Genomic DNA, 12,883 nt, shown 5'->3' on the forward strand with positions numbered 1-12,883 from the left:
CTCAACTTAGGAAACCACCATCAGAATCGGTAATCAAGCTGCACCCCAACGGTACGAGGCGCCAGTACATCCTGGGTCGTGGTTCCCTGGAAGTAGGTATTGACCACGTATTCATCAAACAGATTGTTCACATAGGCCCGCACGGATGTCTGTTTGTCGAAGGCATAGCTCGCGCTCACGTCCACCAAGGTATAGTCGCCGGCCTTGGCCTTCTGCCCTGCGGTCGATCCGGCAGCATTAGAAATATCCACATAGTAGGACGCCACGTACTTGGCGTTGGCGCCAAGTGTGAGTGCCGACGTCAGCTTATGGGACACCCCAGCCCCGTAGGTGCGTGGCGCCGCGTAAGGCAGTTGGTTGCCCACATAGGAAGTGTTGGCGGCAAAACTCTCGATCTTGCTGCTTTGCACGCTCGCATTGGCATAGGCGCGGGTAGCACTGCCCAGCGCACTGCTGACCTCCAACTCGATGCCGCGGATGTACGCCTTATCGACGTTGGAGATCAACGTACCATTTCTGGCCTGATAATCCGTGAAAGCATTATTGAACAGATTTACCGACCAGCTGCCCTTGCCGCCGTTGAAGCTCTGCTTCACACTGGCCTCGTAGGCCGTGACGTATTCGGTTTCGTAACTCGAGATGTTGCTGCTGGTCGTGTCCATGCTGATACCCGCGGGGTTGTAGCCCTTGCGCACATCCAGCCCGAATACGGTCTGTGCATCGTGTTTGTAGCGCACCGCAAAGCGGGGCAGCACATAGGTCTTGCTGGCATCCCGCGCCTGGGTCACCGTCCCGTTGGTAATGGTGCGATCCTGGGACTCCCGCTCGACCCGACCGCCGGCAATCAACGCCCATCGATTGTTCAGGGGATAGTCCACTTCGCCGAAAATTGATGTTGCCCTTGTCTTGGTATCACCGGAATAGGGGATCGTTCCGTTGTATCGCTTGGTACGTACAGTCAGGTCATCCACGAAGTTTGATACGCCCACCATCGACTTCATGTCCGAGCTTGGCGAGGCCAGGTTCAGTCTCACCTCCATACCGCTACCGTCTTGACTCGACTTGGCATCGAAGTATGTTGCCGTGCTGGTCGCCGCTGCTGTTTGATTATGCGTAAAGCCCGCTTTCAATTGACTCAATGACAGCAGTACGTCCACTGATCGATTTGCATCGAGTTTGTAGTTGGTATTCGATATCACGGTATTCATGGTGGTATCGCCAATACGATGGTTTACCTTGTCCATGGACGCGACGTAGCCGCCGTTATCGCCTACGTTCACCTGGTTCAGGTAAGGTCCTTTTTGCGATTGATACTGAAGGTCAAGGCGACTGACTAGATCAGTGTTGCTTTTGGGTGCCCAAAGCAGCTTGGCCTTGATGTCGTTATGTTCTACTTTCCCCGGATTCGAAGAATAATCCACGCCCGCGTTGGCATTATTGTCCACGTAATCAATGAAGTGATCTCCGCGGGTAACGTCCGCACTCAGGCGGTAAGCCAGTTCATCCGACAACGGGCCAGAAATGACTCCCGCAACCTGGTTGAGTAGCTTGCCGTTGGCCTGCTGTAGGCCGAACCGGACAGCCCCCTCCTGCTTAAAACTAGGATCTTTTGTCTTGATGACAATCGCTCCGCTCACAGCTGATCTGCCTTGCATGGTCGATTGCGGTCCTCGCAGCACTTCGACCTGCTCTAAATCCCACAGGCCGTTACTTAGCAGGTTTCCGCCTGTCCAAACCTGACTCACGCCATCAATGATTGTCGCCGTGCGTGCCCGTGTGGCCCCTTTCCAGGCCAGGGAAGAGAAACCAGGTCCCGCGCCGTTGCTGCCACGAATATTCGCTACACCACCAAACTCGCCAATGGTCACGTTGGGCACCTCGGCAACCAGATCCAGCACCGTCTTTTTGTCCCTCTCAGCCACATCCTCAGCTGTAAACACTGTGACGGCCGTTACCGAATCCTGAGTGCTGCGTCCCATCTTCTCACCGATGACCTGAACGGTGGGTAACGTCGGAGCCCCTTCCTGAGCATGGACTGTCATGGCGGCAGCAGTGAGCGCTGTGATCGTAATGGTCTTCGGTTTGAACCGGTTGCAGCGAGGTAATTTTTGCATAACATCCACCAAAGATAAGAATGATTTGTATTTGCATCTTTGGTAGTATCGCATTCCGTTGAAGCGGTCACCTTTGCGCAAGAAAGATTGTTGTTTGCGGGCGGGCCGATCACGAATCGCTGAACTTCACGTTACCGTCTGCCAACGGAGTCGGGAGCCAAAATGTCTAAACCATGGGATGCTAGCCAGAAGATAGTCCGGTACTGTGACTTGTATCCCACTGATTCAGTTAGAGGAATTACTCAGCAGCTGACTGAGCCTAAGCTGGCACCAGAAGAGCCTGTGCTCCGAGGCAAGCATCACGCGCACTTTCTTCGTCCCGGTCTCTGGGCACATTGTGCCGATGTGCATGATTTATGTGATCTGACCATGCACACGATGCAGGAGCAAAGTTTGCGACTAGTGGTCGTGCTCGACGGCGAAGTTGATGTTTCTTTTGGTGCTCACCGCCTAGGACTCAATAGTGCCCGAGGGAGTAACCGTCAGCCCCAGGCAGCCCTAGTAGCGCTGCGCGAACCGGAGTCTTTCGTCAGGCGCGGCTGGCGCGGAAAATATGAGCGCAAAGTCAGTGTTACCTTCAGTCGTGAATGGCTTTTAGAAACCTGTTTGCCCGATGAAAGCGAGAGCAAGAGCCTGAAAACACTGTTTGACCAGCATCTTGCGATCAAAACTTGGACACCAACGGCAAGAATCGCTGCATTAGCGGAACAAATGATCCATCCAACTGGCTATACACCGGTACTTCAACGCCTATACCTAGAAAGCCGCGCCATTGAGATGACCGCAGAAGCGCTGTCCAACATGGCAGGGGAAGCACCTAACCCACAGTTACGGCAACGCGAGCAAAAACGCGTTGATTTCGTGCGCGATCTACTCGAGAGTGGTGCCGCGGATAATCTCAGCCTTGCTGAAATCGCGTGCCATGCAGGCACGAATGTGAGCACCCTGCAAAAACAATTTCGAGCTGCTTTTGGAACCTCGATCTTTGATTACCTACGTTGCTCCCGTTTAACGCGGGCACGTTTCGCTTTGGAACGCGAAGGACGGTCAATCGTTGAAGCAGCCGACATAGCTGGCTACAACAGTACGGCCAACTTCGCTACCGCCTATCGACGCATGTTCGGCATCACGCCGAGCCAATCTCGCATCACTATTTGAACAGCAATGCTTGCCGAGAAATCGGCGGTACCTTCAGGCAACTTTCAACCTTACCGAGTATTTGCCACAACACCCTTGACCGCTACGAGCATCGGTAGCATGGCAACCGTCGGCCTTGACTGGATTTTCATCCTCGTCCTCACGACCAATTTCCCTTCGCCCCCCGTTGCCCTACACCCTGAAGATGGCGCACTGATCACCCAAACCATTCTCAGCAACCTGATCCTCAAGGTTGCTGGTTACGATTTCGTTTCTGCCATGGCACAAACCAAAACCCTACGCTTCATGTCCCGTACCGGGGTGGAGAACATCAGTAGCCCCGAACGGCCCTTCAAGCAGCCAGGCGCTGGATGGTCCAGATCCCCAGCAAGGTCATCAGCAGGGAGCCGCCCAGGTGCACCGACGCGGCGCCGGCGGCCCAGAGATATTCGGCGCGCTGGATCAGGGCCACCACTTCCGCCGAAAAGGTGGAAAAGGTGGTGAGGCCGCCGAGGAAGCCGGTGATCAGGAATAGTCGCAGTTCCGGCGACAGCTCCACGTTGACGTGGAACACCGTGACCGCCACCCCCACCAGATAGCCGCCGAGCAGGTTGGCGGCCAGGGTACCGAGGGGAACGGTGGGGAACAGGGGGTTGAGCAGCAGACCCAGGCCCCAGCGCAGCCAGGCCCCCAGGGCAGCACCAATGCCGATGGCGATGAACGAGACGGGATTCAAGGGCTTCTCCGAAAAGCGGCAATGGCCGGATTCTAGGCCATGGCCCCGCTTCGGTGACGCTCAGGCGTGGGCCGGCACCAGGCGCGCCAGGGGAAACACGGCGCGGAAGGTGCTGCCCTCGCCCTGGCTGGAGCGGATATCCAGGGTGGCCTGGTGGTGTTGCAGTACGTGCTTGACGATGGCAAGGCCCAGGCCGGTGCCACCGGTGGCGGCGGAGCGGCCCTTGTCCACCCGATAGAAGCGCTCGGTCAAACGGGGCAGGTGCTCCGGCGCGATGCCGATGCCGCTGTCGCTCACGGAGAACACCGGCACGCCGGCCTCCATGCCCCAACTCAGGGTGACGCGGCCGCCTTCCGGCGTGTAGCGCACGGCATTGCCCACCAGATTGCCGAAGGCGCTGCGCAGTTCCGACAGGCTGCCCTTGATGCGGGCCGGACAGGACTCGACCTGGATGGTGTGCCGCCCCCGGCTGAGTGCCTTGCCTTCTTCCGCCACCTGCGCCACCAGGGCGGGGACATCCACCACTTCCTCGTTTTGCAACTGGGCCGAATTCTCCAGTCGGGACAGGGTCAGCAGGTCGTCCACCAGGCGGTTCATGCGGCCTACCTGGTCCTGCACCAGGGTGAGGAAACGCTGGCGGGTTTCTTCCGGCATGGCCGGATCGGACTCGCTGCCGATCATGTGCTCAAGGAAGCCCATGACCACGGTGAGGGGGGTACGCAACTCGTGGGAGACGTTGGCGACGAAATCCCGGCGCATGGTGTCGGCCCGCTCGATCTGGGTCACGTCCCGCGACAGCATCAGCCGGCCGTCGTCGGCGAAGGGGATCAGGGACACCGAATAGCGCTCACTGCCCTTGTTGCCGGCCTTGATCAGGGCCGGTTCCCGCAGCGGCAGAGACTCCTGGCTGCTCGGGATGAAGGAAAGGTAGGCGGCGAACTCGGGCTGGCGCACCAGGTGGGTGATGGGGGTGCCGATGTCGCGGGTGGGGTCAAGGCCGTATTGGCTGGAGGCGACGTGGTTGAACCACTCGATGCGTCCTTCCTTGTCGAGGATGACGACGCCGTCCGGCAGCACGCTGGCGGCCATGAGGAAGCGGTCGAGGGAAGCGGCCAGTTCGGCCCGGTCGCGGCCATGGGCCTTCTGCTGATGGTAGAGAGCGGCGAAGACGTCGCCCCAGAGGCCGCTGCCCTCAGGCACCTCGTCCACCTGGCCGGACTGAATCCAGCGCATCAGCTTGGACAGCTGCCACCAATGGAACAGCAGCATCAACAGCAGCAGGACGGCAACGGCGATCAGGGCGCTGTGGCTGCCGTAGAAAAACCCGACCCCGCCACCCACCACCACCAGGATCACCAGTCGCAGCCAGACGCCCCACCCCAACAGACTCATCGGCAAGGACGCCCGGTTACTGTTCAATGGTGTCGGCGGCGGCCTGGGCCGGCGCAATGCTGGTCAGTAGTTTGTAACCCACGCCACGGATGGTTTCGATCAACTGCTCCGCCTCGCTACCCAGGCCCGCCCGCAGGCGGCGCACGTAGACGTCCACGGTGCGTTCCTCGATGAAGCGGTGGTCGCCCCAGACGGCATTGAGCAGTTGCTGGCGACTGAAGACGCGGCCCGGGTGGGACAGCAGATACTGGAGCAGCTTGAATTCCGTCGGCCCCAGATCCAGGGGTGCGTCCTGCCAGGTCACGGTGTGGGCCACCGGATCCAGGCGCAGGCCGGCCACCTCGAACACGTCGCCGCTGTGCTGGGGCGCGCGACGGCGCAAAACGGCGCGGATGCGTGCCACCAGCTCACGGGGACTGAAGGGCTTGGTGACGTAGTCGTCGGCACCGAGTTCCAGACCGGTCACCCGGTCGCCCTCGTCGGCCTTGGCGGTAACCATGATCAGGGGCACGTCCTTGGTCCGGGCGTCCTGGCGGATCTGCTTGGCGAAGGTGGTGCCGGACATGCCCGGCAGCATCAGGTCCACCAGCAGCACGTCGGGCAGCACCTGGCGCACCGAGGCCAGCCCTTCCTCCGCCGAGGAAGCGATGCGCACCTGGAATCCGGCCTGGATCAAGGTGTAACGCAGCACTTCCTGAATGGCGGGGTCGTCTTCGACAACGACGATATTGGCATCCATGACAAATCTCTTCCGCTCAGCGTTCGGCGGCCATCACCGTCTGTTCCAGTTGGTCGATGGCGATGTGGCGCACGTCCTGTCCTTTGACGATGTAGATCACGTTCTCGGCGATGTTCTTGGCGTGATCGCCGATGCGCTCGATGGACTTGGCGATAAAGACAATGTCCAGCGCGGTGGTAATGGTACGCGGATCTTCCATCATGTAGGTGACCAGTTGCCGCATGATGCCGCGGAAGTAGTCATCCACCGTGGCGTCCTCGCGCACGATGCGGGCGGCCTCATTGGCGTCGAGGCGGACGAAGGCGTCCAGCACGTCGCGCAGCATGGCCACGCCCACGCCACTGATCTTGCGCACGTCGGTCAGGCGGGGGATTTGCAGACGGTCGCGCTGGTAGATTTCCCGAGCCATGCGGGCGACCTTGGCCGCTTCGTCGCCAATCCGCTCCAGATCGGTGACGATCTTGCTGACGGCCATCACCATGCGCAGGTCGCCGGCGGTGGGCTGACGACGGGCAACGATGTGGGCGCAGTCGTCGTCGATGCTGACCTCGAAGCCGTTCACCTGGTGGTCGTCGGCGATGACCTGTTCCATCTGGTCCAGGTCGCCGGTCATGAAGGCCTCGATGGCGGTGTTGATCTGGGTTTCCACCAGCCCGCCCATTTGCATGACGCGGGAACGCAGGCTTTCCAGCTCGGCGTCGAATTTCTTGGATACGTGTTCGTTCAGGGCAACCATCTCTGCTCTCCTTAACCGAAGCGACCGGTGATGTAGTCTTCGGTCCGTTTGTCCTTGGGCTTGATGAAGATGTCGTCGGTCTTGCCGACTTCGATCAGTTCGCCCAGGTACATGTAGGCGGTGAAATCGGACACCCGCGCCGCCTGCTGCATGTTGTGGGTCACGATGACGATGGTGAACTCGTCCTTCAGCTCGCTCACCAGTTCCTCGATGCGCATGGTGGAAATCGGGTCCAGGGCCGAGGTGGGTTCGTCCAACAGCAGCACTTCGGGCTTGACGGCGATGCCGCGGGCGATACAGAGACGTTGCTGCTGACCGCCGGAAAGGCTCATGCCGCTCTGGTTCAGTTTGTCCGCCACTTCGTTCCACAGGGCGGCCTTGCGCAGGGACCACTCGACACGCTCGTCCATTTCCACCCGGGACAGACGCTCATGGAGCTTCACGCCGAAGGCGATGTTGTCGTAAATGGACATGGGGAAGGGAGTCGGCTTCTGGAACACCATGCCCACCTTGGCACGCAGGCTGTTGAGATCCACGCCCTTGTCCAGCAGGTTGTTGCCGTCCAGCAGCAGTTCGCCCTCGGCCCGCTGTTCGGGGTAGAGGTCGTACATGCGGTTCAGGGTGCGCAACAGGGTGGACTTGCCGCAGCCGGAGGGGCCGATGAAGGCCGTGACCTTGCGCTTGTAGATGTCCAGGTTGATGTTGCGCAGGGCATGGTACTTGCCGTAGTAGAAATTGAAATTGCGCAAGGCAATCTGGGTTTCCAGTTCGGTGTCGTTGGTGATGCCTTGCATGATGAGGTCCTTGTCGATCTTCATGGCGGTCTTTATTGCTTGTGTTTGGCACGGAAGAACACCCGCGCCATGATGTTAAGGAAAAGTACGCCCAGAGTGATGAGAAACACACCGGCCCAGGCCAATTGCTGCCAGTCGGTATAGGGGCTCATGGCGAACTTGAAGATGGTCACCGGCAGGCTGGCCATGGGATCGGTCAGCTTGGCGCTCCAGAACTGGTTGGACAGGGCGGTGAACAACAGCGGCGCGGTTTCGCCGGAAATCCGGGCGATGGCCAGCATGATGCCGGTCATCACCCCGGCCAGGGAGGCGCGCAAAGTGACGCGGCCGATCACGGCCCACTTGGGCGCCCCCAGGGCAAAGGCGGCTTCCCGCATGGCGTTGGGCACCAGTTGCAGCATGTTCTCGGTGGTGCGGATCACCACCGGGATCACGATCAGCGCCAGCGACAAGGCGCCGGCGATGCCCGAGAAGTTACCCATGCGCGCCACCACCAGCTCGTAGATGAACAGGCCGATGATGATGGAGGGCGCCGACAACAACAGGTCATTCACGAAGCGGGTGGTGCTGCCCAGCCAGGAATGGCGGCCGAACTCCGCCAAATAAATCCCGGCAAAAATACCGATGGGCGTGCCCACCGCCACGGCGATGGAAACCATGACGATACTGCCGAAGATGGCGTTGGCCAAACCGCCGTCCTGGCTGCCCGGCGGCGGCGTCATGTGGATAAACAGATTGAGGTGGAGACCGGAAATCCCCAGCTCGATGGTGGTGGCCAGGATCCACACCAGCCAGATCAGGCCGAAGCCCATGGCCAGCATGGAAATCGTCAGGGCCAGCTTGTTCTTGAAGCGGCGGTAGCGGTGCAGTGCGCTGTTGGTCGTCAGGGCGCTCATGACTTTTTCCCTTCCTGCTTGGACAGGCGCAGCAGCAGCACCTTGGAAATGGTCAGCACCACCAGGGTGATGAGGAACAGGATCAGGCCCAGCTCGATCAGGGAGGCGGTGTAGACCTCGGACTCGGCTTCGGCGAATTCATTGGCCAGGGCGGAGGCGATGGAGTTGCCGGGCAGGAACAGGGAGAAGCCGTTGAAGAAGTTCATGTTGCCGATGAGGAAGGTGACGGCCATGGTTTCGCCCAGGGCGCGGCCCAGGCCCAGCATGACGCCGCCCACGACGCCGACCTTGGTATAGGGCAGCACCACGTTCCAGACCACTTCCCAGGTGGTACACCCCAGGCCGTAGGCGGATTCCTTGAGCATGGCGGGGGTGACTTCGAACACGTCTCGCATCACCGAGGCGATGAAGGGAATGGTCATCACGGCGAGGATGATGCCGGCGCTGAGGATGCCGATGCCCAGGGAGGAACCGGAGAACAGCACGCCCAGCAGGGGCACCTTGCCCAGGGTGGCGGCCAGCAGGGGCTGCACGTATTTGGCGAAGAGAGGGGCGAACACCAGCAAGCCCCACATGCCGTACACGATGGAGGGGATGCCCGCCAGCAGTTCCACGGCAATGCCCAGGGGACGACGCAGCCAGGGGGGGGACAGTTCGGTCAGGAACAGGGCGATGCCGAAGCTGACCGGCACGGCGATCACCAGGGCGACCACGGAGGTGGCCAGAGTGCCGTAGATGGGAATCAGCGCGCCGAACTGTTCGGCGGGGGGATTCCAATCTCCGGTCCAGAGGAAGGAGAAACCGAATTTGTGGATGGCGGGCATGGCCCCATGGATCAGGGACACGATGATGCCCAGCAGCAGCAGCAAGGTCGTCAGGGCAAAGAAGCGGGTGAGATTGAAAAAAATCCAATCCCCCACTTGGTGCCGGGTAAGGCCGGAAGAACTGCTCACGTTGGGAATTCCTTAAAAATCAGACCGGCATCCCGACCGGGATCGGGATGCCGGACAAGTTTAGCGAACCGGAGGAGTCAATTACTTGACGGCCTTGCCGGAAGCGTCCTTCACATTGGTCCAGGCGGTGTTGATCAGCTTGACCACGGACTCGGGCATGGGCACATAGTCCATGTCCTCGGCCATCTTGGCGCCGTTCTTGTAGGCCCACTCGAAGAACTTGAGGGTTTCAGCGCCCTGGGCGGGCTTGTCCTGCACCTTGTGCACCAGGATGAAGGTGGCACCGGAGATGGGCCAGGCGTCCTTGCCCTTCTGGTTGGTCAGGATTTCATAGAAGCTGTTCTTCCACTCGGCACCAGCAGCAGCGGCCTTGAAGGTCAGGTCGTCGGGAGCGACGTAGCTGCCGGAGGCGTTTTGCATGATGGCGTAGGTCATCTTGTTCTGCTTGGCGTAGGCGTATTCCACATAGCCAATGGAACCGGGCAGACGCTGCACGAAAGCGGCCACGCCTTCGTTACCCTTGCCGCCCAGGCCCACGGGCCACTGCACGGCGGTGCCTTCACCGACCTTGGACTTCCACTCTTCGCTGACCTTGGACAGGTAGTTGGTGAAGATGAAGGAGGTGCCGGAACCATCGGCACGACGGACCACACCGATGGGGGCGTCGGGCAGGTGGGACTTGGGATTCAGTTCGGCGATAGCCTTGTCGTTCCACTTGTTGATCTTGCCGAGGAAGATGTCGGCCAGCACGGTGCCGGTCAGCTTCAGCTCACCGGGCTTGATGCCTTCCACGTTGAGCACGGGGACCACGCCACCGAGCACGGTGGGGAACTGGATCAGGCCGCTCTTTTCCAGCTCTTCGGGCTTGAGAGGCATGTCGGAGGCGCCGAAGTCCACGGTCTTGGCATTGATCTGCTTGATGCCGCCGCCGGAGCCGATGGATTGGTAGTTGATCTTGTTGCCGGTGGCCTTTTGATAGGCATCGGCCCACTTGGCGTAAATGGGGGCGGGGAAGGTAGCGCCGGCACCGGTCACTTCGGCGGCCTGGGCGGCAGTGGAAAGAGCGAAGGCGGAGGCCAGGGCCATCCACTTGAGGTTACGCATCATGGTTTTGCTCCATTCAAGGGGTCAGGGAAAACTGGAGCCAGTCTAGGATCTGTTTGTGACAGAGCTGTTACAGAGGGCGAATTTACGCGCCTTGGCGCCACCCCATCCCATCCTTTACGACACAAATCTGCAACACAAAGGACACAAGGATGAAACCCCGCCCCGCCAATATGCCCAGTGTCAAAAAAACCAACGACACAGGAGCACGCGATGTTGAACGAACGCGAACAAGGACAGGCCGTATCGGTAGAACAGGATGCCGGCCTGCAACATCCCCAGTACCACGTGGGCCTGGCCCGCAGCCCCAGCGAGATCCGCGAGGCCCAGAAACTGCGCTACCGCGTCTTCGCCGGCGAAATGGGCGCCACCCTCCATTGCAAGGAAGAAGGCGTCGATAGCGACTTCTTCGACCCCTACTGCCAGCACCTGATCGTGCGCGACGAAGCCCAGGGCCGCATCGTCGGCACCTACCGCATCCTGACGCCGGAAGCGGCCCGCCAGGTGGGTGGCTACTATTCCGAGAGCGAATTCGACCTGACCCGCTTCAACCACCTGCGTTCCCGCCTGGTGGAACTGGGCCGTTCCTGCATCGACCCGGAATACCGCAACGGCACCGTGATCGCCCTGCTGTGGATGAAGCTGGCCGAGTTCATGCTGAAAAACGGCTACGAATACCTGATGGGCTGCGCCTCCATCAGCATGGCCGACGGTGGCCACAACGCCGCCAACCTGTTCGTCAACCTGATCGACAAGAACCTGTCGCCGGTGGAATACCGGGGCTTTCCCCGCTCCCGCCTGCCCTTCGAGCGCCTGACCAACGGCCAGAGCGCCGAAGTGCCGCCCCTGCTCAAGGGCTATCTGCGCGCCGGCGCCTGGATCTGCGGCGAACCCGCCTGGGATCCCGACTTCAACACCGCCGACCTGCTGGTGCTGCTGCCCATGTCTCGCATCAACCCGCGCTACGTGCGCCACTTCGTCAAGGGCTGACGCCCTGGCGGACGCGACCATGAACGACCGGCTGCACGCCCCCCTCGACGACGACCTGCTGGCATCGGAACGGCCGACCTACCACCTCCGTTCCGACCAGCCGGCGCTGCACATCGCCCTGGTGGCGGGCAATACGCCGGACGCCTTCCATTTCGTCCCGGAACTGGCGGAAGACCTGCGCCTGCTGGGACAACGGGTGCAATTGATCCGCCCCCGCCGCCACAAGTGGGAACAACCGGCCAGCGACGAACGCTTGCGCGAAGTCCTGCTGCCCCTGGTGCCCTCCCCGGCCCGCTTGGTATACCACTGGCGCCAGCACACCCCTGACTTGGTGTTCGTGCTGGACCAGGGCTATCTGGGCTGGGCCGCCACCCACACCGCGCGCCAGATGGGCCTGCCGGTGGGCGTCGCCTGCAACGGCAACCGGGGCTTCGATCCCCTGCACCACCCCCAGAGCCTGCGCGGCCGCTGGCAGCAGAAGCTGGGCCAACGCTGGACCCGGCACATCCGCCAGGCTGCCCACGCCCTGTTGGCCGGCACCTTCACCGACATCCAGCAATTGCGGCAACAGGGCCTGCACCACGCCCGGCTCGCGCCGCGGGGCATCGACCTGAGCCTCTGGCATCCGTCCCAGCGCTCACTTTCCCTACGCCACCAGTGGGGCATCCGCGCCGACACACCGGTGCTGGCCCACTTCGGCCCGGTGGACGACGCCTACACGGTCCATTGTCTGCGTAGCGCCATGGCCGCCCTGCTGGCCCAGCATCCCCAGGCCCGGCTGCTGCTGATCGAGGCGGGCCGCATTCCCACCCGGCTCCAGGCCCTGCGGCCCCTGCGCAGCGAGGACTGGCGCGACCAGCCCCTGGGTCGTCGCAGTGGCGAGCGCAAACCTTCCCTCGCCACCCTGCTGGCCTCGGCGGACATCCTGCTGGCGCCCCATCCCGACGCCCACCCGCAACTGGTGCCCCACGCCCTGGCCTGCGGCCTGGCGGTGCTGGCCCGGCGCACCGAGTTGAGCCAGACCTTCATCGAGGACGGCCACAACGGTTTTCTGGTGGCGACCGGCGCCGACGAAATGCAGTCGCCGGCCCGCTACGGCGAAATCCTCGGCCTGATCGGCGCCGAAATCACCCTGCTGCCCCGGCTGCGGCTGCGGGCACCGGCCTCCGTCGCCCATCTGGAACGGACCCATGCCGCCGACCAATTGACCCGGGTGTTCAAGGAAGTCATCCAGGGCCATCACCGCTGCCAGCGGGCCGAGCGGGGATTGGTGGTCGCACTGGACTGAGGTG

Annotated in this window: 12 protein-coding genes; 3 read left to right on the plus strand and 9 right to left on the minus strand. The window is 61.3% G+C overall.

Annotation, left to right across the window (positions count from 1 at the left end):
• Nucleotides 1–20: 20 nt before the first annotated feature.
• A complete protein-coding gene (locus ACYQ2U_RS10970) occupies nt 21–2,114 on the minus strand; it encodes a TonB-dependent receptor (protein ID WP_459950408.1) in 2,094 nt (697 codons plus the stop codon).
• Nucleotides 2,115–2,483: 369 nt separating this feature from the next.
• On the opposite strand from ACYQ2U_RS10970, the gene ACYQ2U_RS10975 reads away from it, so the two are divergent.
• Nucleotides 2,484–3,272, plus strand: a complete 789-nt coding sequence (locus ACYQ2U_RS10975; RefSeq protein ID WP_459950409.1) for a helix-turn-helix domain-containing protein — start codon at nt 2,484–2,486, stop codon at nt 3,270–3,272.
• A 331-nt stretch (nt 3,273–3,603) separates the two neighbouring features.
• Here ACYQ2U_RS10975 and crcB read toward each other — a convergent pair whose 3' ends face one another.
• The 8 genes from crcB to pstS form a co-directional block, all read right to left on the minus strand.
• The gene (gene crcB / locus ACYQ2U_RS10980) at nt 3,604–3,987 is read right to left on the minus strand and encodes a fluoride efflux transporter CrcB (RefSeq protein WP_459950410.1); all 384 of its coding nucleotides are present in this window, start codon (nt 3,985–3,987) and stop codon (nt 3,604–3,606) included.
• 60 nt (nt 3,988–4,047) lie between these two features.
• Nucleotides 4,048–5,379, minus strand: a complete 1,332-nt coding sequence (gene phoR / locus ACYQ2U_RS10985) for a phosphate regulon sensor histidine kinase PhoR (protein ID WP_459950411.1) — start codon at nt 5,377–5,379, stop codon at nt 4,048–4,050.
• 16 nt (nt 5,380–5,395) lie between these two features.
• The gene (phoB, locus tag ACYQ2U_RS10990; RefSeq protein WP_459950412.1) at nt 5,396–6,118 is read right to left on the minus strand and encodes a phosphate regulon transcriptional regulator PhoB; all 723 of its coding nucleotides are present in this window, start codon (nt 6,116–6,118) and stop codon (nt 5,396–5,398) included.
• A 16-nt stretch (nt 6,119–6,134) separates the two neighbouring features.
• Nucleotides 6,135–6,854 (minus strand): phosphate signaling complex protein PhoU, encoded by a 720-nt coding sequence (phoU, locus tag ACYQ2U_RS10995; RefSeq protein ID WP_459950413.1) that lies wholly within the window; start codon nt 6,852–6,854, stop codon nt 6,135–6,137.
• Between the two features lie 11 nt (nt 6,855–6,865).
• Nucleotides 6,866–7,648: a phosphate ABC transporter ATP-binding protein PstB gene (gene pstB / locus ACYQ2U_RS11000; RefSeq protein WP_459950566.1), complete on the minus strand. Its 783-nt coding sequence runs from the start codon at nt 7,646–7,648 to the stop codon at nt 6,866–6,868.
• 32 nt (nt 7,649–7,680) lie between these two features.
• Nucleotides 7,681–8,544: a phosphate ABC transporter permease PstA gene (pstA, locus tag ACYQ2U_RS11005; RefSeq protein WP_459950414.1), complete on the minus strand. Its 864-nt coding sequence runs from the start codon at nt 8,542–8,544 to the stop codon at nt 7,681–7,683.
• Nucleotides 8,541–9,506 (minus strand): phosphate ABC transporter permease PstC, encoded by a 966-nt coding sequence (gene pstC, locus ACYQ2U_RS11010; RefSeq protein WP_459950567.1) that lies wholly within the window; start codon nt 9,504–9,506, stop codon nt 8,541–8,543. The genes pstA and pstC overlap by 4 nt, the downstream gene beginning before the upstream one ends.
• A 72-nt stretch (nt 9,507–9,578) precedes the next feature.
• Nucleotides 9,579–10,604 carry a phosphate ABC transporter substrate-binding protein PstS gene (gene pstS / locus ACYQ2U_RS11015; protein ID WP_459950415.1) on the minus strand — a complete coding sequence of 342 codons (1,026 nt, stop codon included), beginning with the start codon at nt 10,602–10,604 and terminating at the stop codon, nt 9,579–9,581.
• A gap of 210 nt (nt 10,605–10,814) precedes the next feature.
• Here pstS and ACYQ2U_RS11020 point away from each other — a divergent pair, with 210 nt between their 5' ends.
• A complete protein-coding gene (locus ACYQ2U_RS11020) occupies nt 10,815–11,591 on the plus strand; it encodes a GNAT family N-acetyltransferase (RefSeq protein WP_459950416.1) in 777 nt (258 codons plus the stop codon).
• Nucleotides 11,592–11,610: 19 nt separating this feature from the next.
• Nucleotides 11,611–12,879, plus strand: coding sequence for a glycosyltransferase (locus ACYQ2U_RS11025; RefSeq protein WP_459950417.1), 1,269 nt, complete (start codon nt 11,611–11,613; stop codon nt 12,877–12,879).
• The last annotated feature ends 4 nt before the right edge of the window (nt 12,880–12,883 follow it).

The sequence above is a fragment of the Denitratisoma sp. agr-D3 genome (assembly GCF_054658675.1).